At 39.0% G+C, this 14,957-nt stretch carries 14 protein-coding genes; 9 read left to right on the top strand and 5 right to left on the bottom strand.

Annotated features, from left to right (window positions below; translation table 11 throughout):
* Position 1: 1 nt before the first annotated feature.
* From gcvH to EHQ52_RS06190, 3 genes are all read right to left on the bottom strand, one after another.
* Complete coding sequence (gcvH, locus tag EHQ52_RS06200) at positions 2 to 394, bottom strand: glycine cleavage system protein GcvH (RefSeq protein ID WP_086447347.1); 393 nt, start codon at positions 392 to 394, stop codon at positions 2 to 4.
* A gap of 15 nt (positions 395 to 409) precedes the next feature.
* Positions 410 to 1,522: a glycine cleavage system aminomethyltransferase GcvT gene (gene gcvT, locus EHQ52_RS06195; protein ID WP_135614373.1), complete on the bottom strand. Its 1,113-nt coding sequence runs from the start codon at positions 1,520 to 1,522 to the stop codon at positions 410 to 412.
* A gap of 171 nt (positions 1,523 to 1,693) precedes the next feature.
* Positions 1,694 to 2,161: a YiiD C-terminal domain-containing protein gene (locus EHQ52_RS06190; protein ID WP_135614372.1), complete on the bottom strand. Its 468-nt coding sequence runs from the start codon at positions 2,159 to 2,161 to the stop codon at positions 1,694 to 1,696.
* Positions 2,162 to 2,355: 194 nt separating this feature from the next.
* On the opposite strand from EHQ52_RS06190, the gene EHQ52_RS06185 reads away from it, so the two are divergent.
* From EHQ52_RS06185 to EHQ52_RS06160, 6 genes are all read left to right on the top strand, one after another.
* Positions 2,356 to 4,377, top strand: coding sequence for a neutral/alkaline non-lysosomal ceramidase N-terminal domain-containing protein (locus EHQ52_RS06185; RefSeq protein ID WP_135614371.1), 2,022 nt, complete (start codon positions 2,356 to 2,358; stop codon positions 4,375 to 4,377).
* A 100-nt stretch (positions 4,378 to 4,477) separates the two neighbouring features.
* Positions 4,478 to 5,698 (top strand): hypothetical protein, encoded by a 1,221-nt coding sequence (locus tag EHQ52_RS06180; RefSeq protein WP_135614370.1) that lies wholly within the window; start codon positions 4,478 to 4,480, stop codon positions 5,696 to 5,698.
* An 80-nt stretch (positions 5,699 to 5,778) separates the two neighbouring features.
* Positions 5,779 to 6,564: a dienelactone hydrolase family protein gene (locus EHQ52_RS06175; RefSeq protein WP_135614369.1), complete on the top strand. Its 786-nt coding sequence runs from the start codon at positions 5,779 to 5,781 to the stop codon at positions 6,562 to 6,564.
* Between the two features lie 85 nt (positions 6,565 to 6,649).
* A complete protein-coding gene (locus EHQ52_RS06170) occupies positions 6,650 to 7,678 on the top strand; it encodes a synaptic vesicle VAT-1 family membrane protein (protein WP_135614368.1) in 1,029 nt (342 codons plus the stop codon).
* Complete coding sequence (locus tag EHQ52_RS06165) at positions 7,675 to 8,616, top strand: polyprenyl synthetase family protein (protein ID WP_135614367.1); 942 nt, start codon at positions 7,675 to 7,677, stop codon at positions 8,614 to 8,616. The genes EHQ52_RS06170 and EHQ52_RS06165 overlap by 4 nt, the downstream gene beginning before the upstream one ends.
* On the top strand, positions 8,597 to 9,379 hold the full coding sequence (locus EHQ52_RS06160; RefSeq protein WP_135614366.1) for a TlyA family RNA methyltransferase: 783 nt from the start codon (positions 8,597 to 8,599) through the stop codon (positions 9,377 to 9,379). The genes EHQ52_RS06165 and EHQ52_RS06160 overlap by 20 nt, the downstream gene beginning before the upstream one ends.
* A gap of 14 nt (positions 9,380 to 9,393) precedes the next feature.
* Here the strand turns inward: EHQ52_RS06160 and EHQ52_RS06155 are convergent, their stop codons facing one another.
* Positions 9,394 to 11,049: a flavin-containing monooxygenase gene (locus EHQ52_RS06155; protein WP_244244808.1), complete on the bottom strand. Its 1,656-nt coding sequence runs from the start codon at positions 11,047 to 11,049 to the stop codon at positions 9,394 to 9,396.
* Between the two features lie 216 nt (positions 11,050 to 11,265).
* Between EHQ52_RS06155 and EHQ52_RS06150 the strand changes: the two genes are divergently transcribed.
* The 3 genes from EHQ52_RS06150 (at position 11,266) to EHQ52_RS06140 (ending at position 13,705) form a co-directional block, all read left to right on the top strand.
* Complete coding sequence (locus EHQ52_RS06150) at positions 11,266 to 11,700, top strand: LA_3696 family protein (protein ID WP_135614365.1); 435 nt, start codon at positions 11,266 to 11,268, stop codon at positions 11,698 to 11,700.
* Positions 11,701 to 11,802: 102 nt separating this feature from the next.
* Complete coding sequence (locus EHQ52_RS06145) at positions 11,803 to 12,330, top strand: ImmA/IrrE family metallo-endopeptidase (RefSeq protein ID WP_135614364.1); 528 nt, start codon at positions 11,803 to 11,805, stop codon at positions 12,328 to 12,330.
* A gap of 1 nt (position 12,331) precedes the next feature.
* Positions 12,332 to 13,705, top strand: coding sequence for an NUDIX hydrolase (locus EHQ52_RS06140; RefSeq protein ID WP_135614363.1), 1,374 nt, complete (start codon positions 12,332 to 12,334; stop codon positions 13,703 to 13,705).
* 87 nt (positions 13,706 to 13,792) lie between these two features.
* Here the strand turns inward: EHQ52_RS06140 and fcpA are convergent, their stop codons facing one another.
* On the bottom strand, positions 13,793 to 14,704 hold the full coding sequence (gene fcpA / locus EHQ52_RS06135) for a flagellar coiling protein FcpA (RefSeq protein WP_008589523.1): 912 nt from the start codon (positions 14,702 to 14,704) through the stop codon (positions 13,793 to 13,795).
* Between the last annotated feature and the right edge of the window lie 253 nt (positions 14,705 to 14,957).

Below are 14,957 nucleotides of genomic sequence, written 5' to 3'. Positions count from 1 at the left end.
CCTAATCCAGTTTGCTTACTAATTCTCTGTAAGATTCGGGATCTAATAATTTCTCTAACTCGGAAGAATTGATCCCTTTGACTCGGATCATCCAAGATCCGAAAGGATCAGAATTCACTGCTGCCGGGTTTTTGGAAAGGTTTCCATTAACTTCGACTACTTCTCCGCTGATGGGAGCGTATAAATCTTCTGCTGCTTTTACGGATTCTATCGTTCCGAATGTATCCAGTTGTTTGATAGATTTTCCTACTTTTGGAAGGTCCACAAAAACGATATCTCCGAGTGCCGCTTGAGCATAGTCAGAGATCCCGATCAATGCGGTATCCCCTTCTACTTTTACCCATTCATGTTTTTCTGTGAACTTATAACCCGGAGGTGCGTTAGTTACTGCCATTTGAAAATCCTTAGTTTAATTTTTCCGAATGCTTCCCGGAATGAAAGATTGGGTGAATATAATTGCGGACTTTGCCTGCCCTCTGATCTCAATTTGGATGGATTCTCCATGTTGGATCTTTTCAGAGTCCACGAGTGCGAGTCCTATTCCTTTTTTTAAGGAAGGGGAGAAGGTACCGGAAGTTGTGATCCCGATATTTTTGCCGTTAGAATCTAATACTGGCATATTCTCTCTTGGGACACCTGCTTCTTGCAGTTCGAATGCCACGATCTTTCGTTTAGGCCCTTCTTTTTTTTCGGAGATGATCTCTTGGTATTTAGGATAAGGAATTTTCTTTTCTTTTACGATCCAGCCTATCCCCGATTGGATTGGACTTCTGTTCTCGTCCAACTCATGACCATAAAGAGGATATTTTGCTTCGATACGAAGTGTGTCTCTCGCGCCTAAGCCTACAGGAAGAAGTCCTTGGTTTTTTCCGAATTCTAATAGTTCCTTCCAGATTTTTACGCCAGTAGAATTAGAACTGTAAATTTCGAATCCGTCTTCTCCAGTATAACCAGTTCTGGAAAGAATGATCTCTTCTCCCACAAAGGAGAATAACACGAATTTATAATATCCGATATGGCTTAGGTCAGATTTAAAATAAGAAGAAAGAATGGAATCTGCTTTGGGACCTTGGATCGCAATTTGATGCCAAGAAGCACTTTGGTTTTCTAATTTTGCAGAACTTGGCACATACTTTTTTAGATACGCGTAAACCGAATCCACATTGGATGCGTTTGCACAGATCATATATTTTTGATCGTTAAACTTGTAGAGAGTGATATCGTCTACCAGTCCGCCATTCTCATTGATGATTGCGTTGTACTGCACTTGTCCATTTGCTAAAGAAGAAACAGAATTACAGGTAACTGATTCCAGAAAGCCGAGGATGATATCAGCCTGACCTTCGATAAAAATTTCTCCCATATGAGAAACATCGAAGAGACCGGCAGCTTCTCTAGTCGCTGTATGTTCAGCAATGATTCCGGAATATTGAACAGGCATGTCCCAACCGCCGAAAGGGATCATCTTAGCGCCTAAAAGTTTATGCTCCTCATACAGAGGTGTTGTTTTCCATTGGGACATAAGCGTTTGGGGCCATCATTTCATCGTAGTCCCTAGGGAAAAACAATTTTAGGCCCCCTTTAAAAAGATTTGAAGGGCTTTCTTTAGAATGGTTCGAGATAAGGTCCCAGGATCATGTCGGAACTCCAACATGATCCTAATGACGAAATTTGGGCGGTAGACTTTAAGAACTTACTCTTTCAATTTTTTTCTGACATAGATAACTTTGTCTACTTCTGCCACGAGCTTACCGGTTTTCACATCTACAATCTGAGCGGTGAAGGTAACGTCCATTTTTCTTTTACGATCTGTTTCTTCTTTGATCTCTTGGATTTTTTCCTTAGGGATATAAAACTCAGCTCTTACGGTACCTTCTCCTGGTTTTAAAAATCTGATAGTTGCTGCTTTGTCCCAGACCAGATATCCGGATCCTAAATGTTCCATTAGGATCAACATATAAAAAGGATCGCACATGGAATAGAGAGATCCTCCGAATTGTGTTCCCACATAATTCTTATTAAAAGGTGTGAGTTTCATTGTGGTAGAGAACAAGGTTCTCTCTTTGTTCAAGGCTTTAACCTTGATACCAGCACCTAAGTAAGGAGGATAGAAATTGAAAAAATGAAATTTAAGTCTTTGTAAAAAGCCCGGTTGGGACATAGAAGATTTCCTATCTACATTTCTTATTTTGTCTCAAACTAATAAGAGGCTCAAAAATCCGAGCTATTTTTGGAGAATATAATTGGTTTGTAAGACGGATCGATAACATACTCTTATCCGAAAATTCTTGCTAAGAACTTACCCTTCTGATAGCAAGTAGAGGCTAAAAAAACCAAAGAATTCCCGGAGGGGGAATGAAACCGAATCAAATAGTGAAGAATATCCAACCGTACCTAATTTCGATCCTTTTAATCTTTTCTGCAGCCGCTTGCGGAACCGTCGCCGAATATAAGATCGCGTATAAAAAACCGGAAGTTGCTTCCAAAACCAGAGGACTGGTTGCTGGAATTTCCAAGGTGGATTTAACTCCTCCTCCCGGTTTACCTTTAGCAGGTTATTCCAAAATGGCTGAGACCGAAAAAGGTTTCCGCACTCGTCTTTATGCTAGAATTTTCTATATTAGAAAAGATGCAAATGAACCAGTAGTTTTGATCCAAAGTGATCTTTTATCCGGATCTCTTTTGATCCATCACTTGCTTGCAGAACGTTTGGCTTCTAAGACAGATATTTCTTTTGGTGGGATCGTATTTGCGGGAACTCATACACACTCTGCTCCTGCTAACTTCTACGATAATAATTTTTATAACGAGTTTGCTTCTAACAAACCTGGATTCGATAAGGGTTGGACTGATTTCGTATTGGATCGTTTGACTAGTGGAGTAGAAGAAGCTTATAAGTCCGCAAAACCTGCGAAGATTGCTTCTGGAAAAACTGCAATTTGGGGACTGACTAGAAACAGATCCTTGGATGCTTATCGTGCTAATAAAAATTCTGGATTTGAAGAATTAAAACCAGAGATCCAATACCAAGCAATCAATCCTGATCTAGTAATGATCCGTATTGATGCACAGGATAAAGACGGAAGATACAAACCTCTTGGTGCATTCTCTACATTCTCCGTTCATGGAACTACAGTACCTGATTCAAATGATGTTGCGAACGCGGACGTGTTTGCATATCCAACTCGAATTTTAGAGAAAAAGATCCGTAAAGATTTTAAACCAAGCTGGGATCCAATCCATGCACTGAACAATTCTACTCATGGAGATAATTCTCCTGATTATCGTGAAGACATGCAAGGTTTTATAGAATCCAGAAGAATTGGAGAAGCAATCGGTGCGGAAGCTTCTAAACTTTTTGACTCTTTGCAAAACTCTCTAAGCACTGAAGCAAATCTTTCTTTTAATACAAGGGAAGTGGATCTGTATGAAAACCAAAAGATTGGAGATGCAGAAGTTTGTGATCGTCCTTATGTTGGAACTGCATTAACTGGTGGAGCAGAAGATGGACTCACTCCAGTTCTAAACTGGCTACCATTCTTTGCAGAAGGTTGGCCTCGTTGGTTTTTAACAGGCGGTTGCCAAGGTCATAAAAGAATAGTGGGTTTCAAATATCTACAACCTATCGTTCTTCCTAAATCAAAGTTCCCACATAAACTTCTTTTACAGTCTGTGAAAATTGCGGACACACTTCTTCTTCCTGTTCCTTTCGAAGTTACTAAAGAATCTGGAAAAAGATTTGTAGATGAGGCATTAAAATCCAGTTCTCAGCCGATCAAAAATGCATCTGTGATCAGTTGTGCAAACGGATATTTCGGTTATGTGACTACTCCAGAAGAATATACTCGCCAACATTATGAAGGTGGCCATACTCTTTACGGACCAGGCACCCAACCATTCTTACAGGCACATCTTGCCGATCTGACCAAAAATCTTCCGGCTTCTGGGGGAAAAGAAGCATTCCCTGCATCTTGGAATTACGAATTGGATCGTTCCGATCGTTTTCCTGAGACTGAGAAATCAGAAGGTGTAAGAGAATTAGTAGATTCTCCTGAGCTGATCTTAGCAGAAGAAAATCTAGAAAAACATTGGGTCTTCCGTTATAAGGATGTGGGTCGCTCTGAAATTTCCTTACATGAACCTTTGGTTTCAATTGAATACAAAGAAGGCAATGATTGGAAAGAGTTGACCCAGGATGGAGAACCTGTGGACGATAAGGGAGTTGATATAGAAGTAAGAAAAACTTCTAACTCCGGAAAAGGAATGGCAGTTTACCAAGTTCGTTGGTACAACCCGGAACAGATCGCAAAACGTAAATATAGATTTGTGATCCGTCCTCGTGCTGGCCAAGCCAAGTTCGTTTCCCCAGAGTTCTAATCGAATTTTTAACTTTGCGTGAGGTTATCGATCTCACGCAAAGTTTTGCTCGTTCTACTTTTTACCTTTCCTGGAGAATCGATTTTAAAAGAATATCTCTATGGATTGGAAAATTCCCAAGTTTAAATCCGGCAAACCTCTTAGATGGGAATTTTTAGTTCCTCCTGGTTCTGCTAAAGAAACAGAAGTTTTACTTTCTCAAATTGTTTCCGATCCATTTCTTCCTAGAAATCATACTCCTGAATTTAAGGTTTTTCCTGAGAAGTTTATATTAGAAAAAACGAATTTTCGCCAAGCATTAGAGGTGTTGGTTAGAATTCCTTGGATCAGAGATTTTCGTTTGAATCTGGGCAAATTCCCTTTAGATGAAAAGTTTAACTTCTCAGGTTTGATAGAATCCTTAAGAGAAAATGAAATTTTACCAGAAAGCTGGGGCATAAACTTCCATCCACAGGTTCGCGGAAGAAAAGAAATTTCCAGAGAAGAATTGTATTCTTTTTGGGAAGAATCTTATTCGTCATCTGGAGATCCTGATTCTAAAAACACTGAGCTAAATGCACTTGCTCTTGGAGATAGTATCATTCTTTCTTTGAGTTTGGCAGGTGCTCCCATTTTTCAAAGGGGAAATTTTAAACCTCTATCTAAATCTGCTCCTGTTAGGGAAGATACAGCCGCTTTTCTTTTACATTTATTAAAGAAGAATATGCCGGAACCTAATGCGGTTTTTGTGCCTTTTGCTGGTTCAGGAACATTTATCTGGGAATCAGCTTCTTCACTTTTTAAACTTGGATTTCCTCATTTGGATCGGAACTATATGTTCCAAGAAATGAAAGAATTTCCAGCACCAAGTTGGGAATTTTTAAAACGTAAGATAGGACCGGAAGAAGAGAATAAATTGGCATTCTGGTATAACGATTCAGAACCGGAAGTTTTCTCCTATCTAAACGAAAGAAGCGAAGAATATCAGAAATTTATAAAACAATTTCCTTTGAGCTCACAAAATCGGTTTATCGGGAAAGATGGGGACTTCTTTTCTTTATCTCCTAAAGAAGTCTGGGAATCCTCAGGCAAACCAGGAAAGATCTGGATGCCACTCAATCCACCTTATGGTTTACGGATCCAAAAAGGGTCCGACCTTGGATTATACAAACGTATTGCAGAAACTTTAAAAATTTGGTGGGAGCTTCCAGGCGAAGTTTCAGGGTTTATTCTTTGTCCAGATGAAGAAACCTGGTCTGCGTTTTTAAAAGGAATTAACTCTAAATTACAAACAGTACATATCACTCATGGCGGTTTGGATCTTAGAGTAGTTTATTTTTGATCCTAAGTTTTTTGCTTTAAATTTCGAATCAGTCTAATATCAAATTTATTTTTCAAACGGGAATTCCCGGGGAATATAGAATGAAAAAGATCATTTGGTTCAGTATAACGTTTCTTTTAGCGACGAATGTTTTATCTGCAAAAGTTAAATCCGAATTCGTAGAATACAAACAAGGCGATACAGTCTTAGAAGGTTTTGTTGCTTATCCAGAAGGAGCCAAAAAAGCTCCAGGCATTGTGCTTGTCCATGATTGGATGGGCTTGGGAGAAAATACAAAAGCAAGAGCAGAACAACTCGCTGAGTTAGGATATATTGCTTTTGCAGCGGACATTTATGGAAAAGGTGTGCGCCCAAAATCTATGGAAGAAGCTTCCAAATTAGCTGCATCCTTTAGAGAAGGGGACCGCAAATTATTAAGAGCCAGAGGCCAGGCCGCGTTAGACGCATTAAAATCCCAGACTGGTGTGGACCCAAAAAATCTCGCGATTTTAGGATATTGTTTTGGTGGGACCACTGCCTTAGAACTAGCAAGAAGTGGAGCTCCCTTAAAAGGAACCATTAGCTTTCATGGAGGATTATCTACTCCTAAGGCGGACGATGCAAAAAATATTAAGGGTAAAGTTTTGGCTCTTCATGGAGCAGATGATCCTTTCGTAAAACCGGATGAGGTGGCAGCTTTCCAAGAAGAAATGAGAAGTGCAGGAGTGGATTGGCAGCTTGTTTCTTACGGTGGAGCGGTTCATTCTTTCACCATCAAAGAAGCAGGAAATGATAACTCTAAAGGAGCGGCTTACAATGAAAAAGCAGATAAACGTTCCTGGTTGGAGTTGAAAAACTTCTTAAAAGAAATTTTCCCTTCTAAGTAACCAACCAATAAACGGAGGAAATTTTTCCTCCGTTCCCATCTGTTTTTTCCTTTTAGGATAGGAATTAAAAGAGCAGAATGCCCTCATGATTCGCTCCGTTTATAGAGTCGATACCAAGGGTTCTTTAGATTCTCTGGAAAGAAGAGAAGAGGAACTTCCCCCTCCCGGTGACAATGAAGTCACAGTAGAGATCCGTGCAATCGGTCTGAATTTTGCGGATATTTTCGCAATCCAAGGATTGTATAGCGCAACACCTAAAGGATCTTTTATTCCAGGTTTGGAATATTCAGGTAAGGTGATCGCTGTTGGCAAGAAGGTTAAAAACTTTAAAAAGAATGATAAGGTCATGGGAGTGACCCGATTCGGAGCTTACGCGGACTATATAAACATAGACTCTAGATATATTTTCCCACTTCCATCAAAATGGAGTTTTGAACAAGGAGCAGGATTTTTAGTCCAAGGGCTTACTGCTTATTATGCTCTTCTTCCTTTGGGAGATTTAAGAAAAGGCCAAAACGTTTTGATACATAGTGCTGCGGGTGGAGTAGGGATCTATGCCAATCGTATCGCTAAAAAATTCGGAGCCTGGACTTTAGGTTCTGTAGGAAATCATTCTAAAATTTCTCTTTTGGAAAAAGAAGGTTACGATGCTTGGATCATTCGATCTTCTCGCTTTCCAGAAGAATTAAAAACTGCACTGGGCGGTAGAGAATTACATTTGGTTTTAGAGTGTATCGGCGGTAAAATTTTCAAAGCAAGCTATGAAGCTCTTTCTCCAATGGGTCGCATGGTAGTTTATGGTTCCGCTTCTTTTATGAGCCAGGGAGATAAGGTCAATTGGCTGACTTTGGCTTGGAGATATTTGACCAGACCTAAAGTGGATACTTTAGAAATTGTTTCTGAAAATAAAGCGGTGATGGGATTTAACCTGATCTGGTTATATGAGAAGATCGATGAACTAACTGTTCATCTAAAAGCATTATTAAAATTAAATTTGGAACCACCTCATATAGGTTCCGTATATCCTTTCGTGGATCTTCCGGAAGCAGTTCGGCATTTCCAAACAGGAAATACTACCGGCAAAGTGGTGATTACTGTCGAATCCGGAAAATGACAAATCGAACGGAAACAAACGAATATTCTCAATTACTAAAACGTTCTAAAGATCGTTTCGAGGATTATTTAGAAAACCAAGTATATCCATTTTTTAAAAAAGAATCTGCTCCTGAACTTTCTGCAGCTATGGAATATAGTCTGAGAGCTGGTGGAAAAAGATTAAGGCCAATTCTTGCCTTCGCTTCTTTTGGAAAGATCAATGGCGATTCTCTTTCGATCGGGGCTGCATTAGAATTTGTTCATACATATAGTTTGATCCATGATGATCTTCCTAGTATGGACGATGATGATTTCAGAAGAGGCAAACCTTCTCTTCATAAACAATTTTCAGAAGCAACTGCGATACTTGCAGGAGATGCTTTGCAGGCTTATGCGTTTGATTGGTTGACCCAAATCGATTCTTCTGATAAAAACCTGCATAGGGATTTGGTCAGAACTTTGGCAAAGGGTGCCGGGGCCGCAGGAATGGTTTCTGGACAAATGTATGATCTATTATTAGAGAGAAATCCTTCTTCCTTAAATGGAACAAAGGAAGAATTACTTTCTAAAACTCATAAATTGAAAACCGGAGCATTGATCCAGGCTTCCTTTCTAATGGGAAATCGTTTGAGAGAAGACTTCCAAGAGAGAGAAGTAACTATTTCAGAATATGGTGCCAAGCTTGGTTTATTATTTCAGATCACAGATGATATTTTGGATATCGAAGGAACTAAAGAAGATCTAGGAAAAACTCCAGGTAAAGATGGAAAATCCGGAAAGATCACTTATCCTTCTCTATATGGAATGGAAACTTGCAAGCAGATGGTTTCAGATCTAGTTTCCGAATTGGAAGAATTAGGGTCGGATCTGGATACTTCTTCTTCTAAAATAGAAGTTTCCGAATTTCCAGAATTCTTTAAGTCTCTTCCTTCTAACATTGGCAAAAGAAAAAATTAGACTAGATGACTTACTCTTGAAAAAGGGTTTGGCTGAGGATATTTCCAAGGCTCGAAGTCTCATCTTATCCGGTTCAGTTCTTGTGAACGATAGAATGTCCGACAAGGTCGGCACATTATTCGAAGAGTCAGTAGAGATCCGTATCAGAGAAATTATTCCTAAATATGTAAGCAGGGGAGCTTATAAACTTAAAGCTGCATTCGAAAAATGGAATATATCGGTTAAAGAAAAACTTTGTATAGATTGGGGAGCTTCTACTGGAGGATTTACTCAGGTCCTCTTGGAAGAAGGAGCGGACTTAGTTTTTGCTTTCGATGTTGGCTATGGACAGATGGCTTCCAAGGTTGCAATGAATCCAAAGGTCACTGTTAGAGACCGATTTCATATCAGAGATACTAGTTGGAAATTATTATCTTCTTTATGGGCCGAAAAGACTAAAGAAATGTTTCCGGACGAGATATTTCTAGTCATGGACTTGAGTTTTATTTCTCTTCGTATTGTTCTTCCCGTTCTTTCCGAACTCAAAAGCAAAAATCCGAATGTCCGCTGGAATATAGTTAGTCTATTCAAACCTCAGTTCGAAACAGAATCCAGAAATTTGGATAAAGGGGTCTTACGAGATCCTTGGATACGTTGGAAGACGATCCATTCTTTTTTACAATTTTTGAAAAATGAAATTAAAGGAAAAAGGATAGGTTTGGAAGATTCCCCAATTACCGGGAGAGATGGTAATCGGGAAATCTTGGTATACTGGACTCTTTAGTTTAACCGACCTGTTTAACCAAAAGTTGCATCTAAAACCATAGAAACTCTGGAACCGATCCCGGGTCTTTTTGCTTTTCCATCCACACGAACAAATTCGTAATCCTTAGGACGAAGGAAGAATGTTCTGGCCTTAAATTCGAAAGTGAATCCCGGCCAGAGAGTTGTATTTCTACCAGAACTAGTATTATACCAGCTTACACATCCTCCGGTCAACCAGATGGATTTTCCAAGACGTCTTTGGATCTCTTCGTTATAACGATCCTGAACATCTTGACGAACATCTATAAACTTTATATTTTTATTAAGTAGATAACGAATTCCTTGGAGAGCATATTGTACTTGGGATTCTATCATTAGGATCATAGAACTATGACCTAAGCCAGTATTTGGACCTACGATCATGAACATATTTGGAAAACCGGAAACTGTGGTTCCTAAATAAGCTTCGGCTGCGTCTTCCCAAACATCTGCTAAAAGTTTTCCGCTTCTTCCTTTGATCTCAAAAGGAGAAACTGCTTCTGCTGCTTGGAAACCAGTCGCAAAAATGATTGCATCTACCTTATGTTCTACTCCGTCCTTTGTTTTAACTCCAGAAGCAGTGATCTCTTCGATACCATCAGTAACCAATTCAACATTCTCTCTATTGAGCGCTGGATAATACTCGTTGGAAAGAAGGATACGTTTACATCCGATCGTATAATTCGGAGTCAGCTTTTTCTTAAGTTCTTCGTTATGAATACTTTTGTTGATAAAACTCCTGGCGAACTTCTCAAAAATTTTCATCAGTTTAGGATTGATCGCGAAAGCTAATACTCCGACTTCGTTCAACCAATAGATTGCTTTTCTAAACAACCATCTTAATGGAGGAATGAATTTAAAGATCCCTTTTACGGAACCTGAGATATTACTATCTGGTTTTGGGATAATCCAAGCTGGAGTTCTTTGAAAAAGTTTTAATGTTCCTACAATAGGAGCGATGGTCGGCACGATCTGGATTGCACTCGCTCCTGTTCCAATCACCGCTACCTTCTTCCCTTGAAGATTATAACTATGATCCCATTTTGCAGAGTGGAATTTTGCCCCCTTAAAAGTATCAATTCCTTTGATATTCGGAAGAACTGGTCTACTCAAACCACCCGTGCCGCTCACTACAGATTTTGTTTTGTAAGACTTCCCACTAGTAGTATTGATTTCCCAAAGACCTGTTTTTTCATCAAACGAGGCTCCGCTCACTTCTGAGTTCGTACGGATAAAAGAACGGATCCCGAAATGGTCCGTACATTGGTTCATATAATTTAGGATTTCTTCTTGAGGCCCGAAAAGTCTGGACCAATCCGATTTAGGTGCAAATGAGAAGGAATATAAATGCGACTGAACATCGCAGGCAGCTCCAGGGTATGTATTATCTCTCCAGGTTCCTCCTATCCCATTTCCTTTTTCTAAAATAATAAATGATTCTATTCCGGCTTGTTTTAAGCGGATCCCCATACATAACCCAGCGAATCCAGTTCCTATGATGACTACATCATATACTTTTTCCGCTTGGGAGTTCTGGTTGAGGCTCGGTCTTTCTAATGTCTGAGCTACCATTCTTCTTCTCTCCTCTAAACATTCTTCCAGGGATTCCCCGGTGTTTCCTAGAGATATAGAATACAATGTTTCTGGCAAAGGATCGTCCGATCTTAGAATTTGATACCGGGAAATACTAATAAATTCCGGAATCAGTAAGGAATTTCATTCTGTTGGGGCCTATATTTTTCTTTTGGAATCAATATTCCGGTGCAGATCCTTCAAATCTAACAAAAAGTGTGAACGACTTTTCCTCTCTCAGACCCGTATCTTCAAAGCAACTCGCTTGAAAATCAAATCATGGATGTTTAATGTATGACTGAACCAATACTATTAGTTCCCAAAGCACTTAGGAACAGTTTAGGCGAAGAAGGTGCTGAGGCTCTTGTTAGTCTTTTAAATCAAGCCAATTCAGGAGGGAGAAAATTTATGGAAGAATTCGTTTCGGAAAGATTTGAAAAAAGACTAATGGAAGAGACTGGTAAGCTTCGTTTAGAATTTAAAGAAGAGACCGGTAAACTTAGAATGGAATTTAAGGAAGAAACCGCAAAGTTATGGATTGCAATTGCTGAGCTTAGAGCAGAAATGCATGCAGGTTTTGCTGGCATCCAAGAGCAATTCAAAGAAGTGTATAAAGAGATCGCAAGTATTCATAAAACAATCGCTTCTCAAACAAGATGGATGGTTGCTGTGATCATTACCTCCGTTCTTCCTATTTATATTGGTTTAGCTAAACTGATCTTTCAATAAGAATCTTCGTTCTTTAAAATTTTCATTATATAAATATCTTAAAATATAAAAGCTTTTTAGAAAAAAGTAGACAACTAATCAAGTACTTAGTATTATAAAAAAATGGACGCAAGAAAAAGGCAAACCATCCAAGAATTGGCCGATTTTTTGAGATCGCTACTAAAACTTCAATCTCCTATTGATTTAAAAGCGTTAATCGCATCCTTTGGGGGAGAATATAAAGAAGAGGATTTACCCCCTCACTTTGATGGAAAAATAGAAAAGAAAGATAATTCATTCTTAATCACAGTTAATAGTGGGAAACCAGATTTAAGAAAGAATTTTACTATTGCTCATGAGATTGGCCACTTATTCATCCATATGGGCTATATATTAAATCCAGATTTATGGTCTAGAGTAGATAATTACGAAGATTCAGTTTACTACAGAAGCGGTTATACTGAGGAAGAATTAGAAGCAAACCAATTTGCTGCTGCATTGTTAATGCCTGAAGAAGAATTCTTAAGAGAAGTTCGCAAGAATACACATGCAGGGGCTTGTAGCATTTCTCCGATTTCAGAATATTTTAAAGTTTCTGATGAAGCTGTAGTGACTCGTGGAAAATGGTTAGGAGTTTTCTCTTGGGAATAAAATGAATTCAATATCCCGTGATTCCATTGAAGCGTTTCCTCAAAGGGATGCCTTAAAATCTTTTACAGAAATTTCTGAACAAGATTTATATTTATTTTATTCATTTGATTTAACAAATTCGACAGAGTTTAAATCTAAAGAATCAAGTCGTTGGCCTGAAGTTTTTAATAAATTTTATGAATTAATTGAGCTTCAATTTAAAGATGAGAACAAATCCGTGCATCTTTGGAAATACAATGGAGATGAAGTCTTATTTTACGAAAAAATTAGACGTGCTTCTCGCCTTTTTGAAGCCCCTGAAATTGCGCTAAAAACTTTAACAAATGTAGTCGCAAGTTTACATGAAATTTTTAAAGAATTACCCGAGATTAAGCGAATTTCCATAAAGGGAATCGTTTGGATAGCACCAGTTGCAAAAATTCCGAAAACATCCATAAAGAAGGCCGCTTCTGAAGTTGAGACAAATTACGTTATCTATATTGCTGCTGAGGAACAATCTCTTACAAAGGATTTTATCGGTCCTGATATTGATACGGGCTTTCGGTTAGGTAAGTACGTTGAGAAGGGTAATCTTGCGGTGAGTGCGGAATTAGCCTATATACTGTCGTATGTGAATCCTGAGTCTGGGATAGATAAATCCGCAGAAATCGGAAAATATAAGATTATTAGCTATGAAGTCTTAAAAGGTGTTTGGGGCGGGAGAGCGTATCCAATTATTTGGTATTCTAAAGACTGGAATTCTCTCGCAGGGATATTTGAATATGACGATCATTTATCTTCAAAGTTGATTGAGAGGATTAAAGAAAAAAAATTCGAATCGATTGATATATTGGGTAAAATTCTTAAATCTGCAAACCGAGATTATATCCAGAATCATTATTTAGGCATAATAGAACGAGATAAAGGTTCAATCACTTTAGAAAAAGAAGATGCAACTCGGGTGATTTCTAGTCGCCTTTCCGAAGTACATTGCGTAGCAGTAGTTATTTTTAATGATAAGGTTCTTTTGGCAAAAAGGGTAGCTACTAAAAGAAGATTGCCTGGAATTTGGGAATTCGGCTGTGCGCAGTTGAAGTTTGGCAAATCTATCGAAGAATGTATGATGGTTGATTACAAAGAGGATTTTGGAATAGAAATTAATCCAAGTCCTTTGAGACCGATTTCAACCTATCAAATTACAAATGATGATGGATCAATAATACCGGGAATAATTTTTGCTGCTGTAAGCAATTCTGAAAAGCTTCGTGAAGATTCTAATAAAAAACATTCCGAAATTAAATGGTTTAGTAATTCTGATATACGATCCTTGGGAGATCAGATTATGGTACCCGAAGCAAAAGAATGCATTCGTTTAGCTTTCGAAGCTTTCAGATGATAATTATAATCTCACAATTCTTTTAGAAATAAAAAAACCCCGGTTTTAAGCCGGGGTTTTTTCCTACATTGAAATGAAAAGAGAGGATTAAGGGCGAACCGAAATCACTTCGTCTTTGTTAATCAAAGCAACGATGTGTTTGTATTCCGGAGAATCCTTTCCATATTTCAGCTCGGTAGCTCGAAGAAGGTGGATGTTTTTCTTGTGACGGAATTTGAACATCTGGTCTTCGCTAGCTCCACCGTATTTCTTGATCATGTTTTCTTCGAAAGCGTAGCAGCTTGCAAGATACTTGTGAGCTGGGTATTCTTTCTCATTTTCATTAACCTCGATGTAGAGTTCCAGTATAGGAATACACTGAGGTAAGTTTTGTAGATCGTATTCAGTAACAATCCAAGATCTGTATACATCGGAAAGAAGTCTTTTGAACTCGGCACGTTCACGTAAATCCGGGTTCTTGATCTCATCCAAATGGTTGATTGCCTTGGTGAAATAATTCAATGCTTGTTGTTTTGCTTCCAACTTTTGGCGGGAAACGACACGATCCTCGCGAGCTTTGCGGTCGACCTTTTGCCAGTACCACTTCTCGTCTAGACGTTTCTTCTCCGCTTCCTCTTTACGGTACTGCTCAACAGCTTCCCTCATCTTGAGGACGGTATTAACTCCGGATTGATAGCTAGTCAGGGCCAGGCGGAACTTGTTGTTCGCGAAAGCCTTAGAAAGCTGATGGAGTTCTTGGAAGTTCTTGTCGTAACCTTTGAAGTCAGGGTTCTTCCAGATCGCTTCCTGCTCCTGGATTTCTTTTTTACGTTTCTTAGCTTCTTCCGTTAGATTTTTGTCGTCGTCTTCCGGAACGAGCTCACCTTTCAGCAGTTCGTCGATCTTATCAGCTGCCGCCTTGGCATCTGTCGTATCCTGCCCCCCTTGGTTCTGTGCGAACAAGGAGAGGTTGAGTCCGACCACGGCCAGAAGAACGAATATAGTCTTCATCACCTTCATAGTGCTCACACCTGTGCCTTCTCTTTCAAAGATAGGATTTAGAAAAAGGACAGCAAAGTCCTTTTCTTCTGTTTATCTATCGGTCAGGGACCTTTAAGATATAAACCTGGATTAAAAAAAATTTCCCATTTTTCCTATAGAAGGGACATAAACGAGAATCTTTTTACACTATCCATTAGCGAAATTCTATCATTTTTCGCTAATTTTGTTCTCTGAATCCGTTCAGAGACTCCCTCCAGGATCTCGCTTAAAG

It is taken from the genome of Leptospira koniambonensis (genome assembly GCF_004769555.1).
GTDB classification, from domain to species: Bacteria; Spirochaetota; Leptospiria; order Leptospirales; family Leptospiraceae; genus Leptospira_B; species Leptospira_B koniambonensis.
This window is presented reverse-complemented; position numbering and strand designations above follow the sequence as displayed.

What these genes read in the sequence shown, in the direction of transcription:
- EHQ52_RS06170 (WP_135614368.1), top strand. Translation starts at nt 6,650, where the DNA reads ATGATTCGCTCCGTTTATAGAGTCGATACCAAGGGTTCTTTAGATTCT.
- EHQ52_RS06140 (WP_135614363.1), top strand. Translation starts at nt 12,332, where the DNA reads ATGAATTCAATATCCCGTGATTCCATTGAAGCGTTTCCTCAAAGGGAT.
- gcvT (WP_135614373.1), bottom strand. Translation starts at nt 1,522, where the DNA reads ATGTCCCAATGGAAAACAACACCTCTGTATGAGGAGCATAAACTTTTA.
- gcvH (WP_086447347.1), bottom strand. Translation starts at nt 394, where the DNA reads ATGGCAGTAACTAACGCACCTCCGGGTTATAAGTTCACAGAAAAACAT.
- EHQ52_RS06165 (WP_135614367.1), top strand. Translation starts at nt 7,675, where the DNA reads ATGACAAATCGAACGGAAACAAACGAATATTCTCAATTACTAAAACGT.
- EHQ52_RS06175 (WP_135614369.1), top strand. Translation starts at nt 5,779, where the DNA reads ATGAAAAAGATCATTTGGTTCAGTATAACGTTTCTTTTAGCGACGAAT.
- EHQ52_RS06190 (WP_135614372.1), bottom strand. Translation starts at nt 2,161, where the DNA reads ATGTCCCAACCGGGCTTTTTACAAAGACTTAAATTTCATTTTTTCAAT.
- EHQ52_RS06185 (WP_135614371.1), top strand. Translation starts at nt 2,356, where the DNA reads ATGAAACCGAATCAAATAGTGAAGAATATCCAACCGTACCTAATTTCG.
- EHQ52_RS06180 (WP_135614370.1), top strand. Translation starts at nt 4,478, where the DNA reads ATGGATTGGAAAATTCCCAAGTTTAAATCCGGCAAACCTCTTAGATGG.
- EHQ52_RS06145 (WP_135614364.1), top strand. Translation starts at nt 11,803, where the DNA reads ATGGACGCAAGAAAAAGGCAAACCATCCAAGAATTGGCCGATTTTTTG.
- fcpA (WP_008589523.1), bottom strand. Translation starts at nt 14,704, where the DNA reads ATGAAGGTGATGAAGACTATATTCGTTCTTCTGGCCGTGGTCGGACTC.
- EHQ52_RS06150 (WP_135614365.1), top strand. Translation starts at nt 11,266, where the DNA reads ATGACTGAACCAATACTATTAGTTCCCAAAGCACTTAGGAACAGTTTA.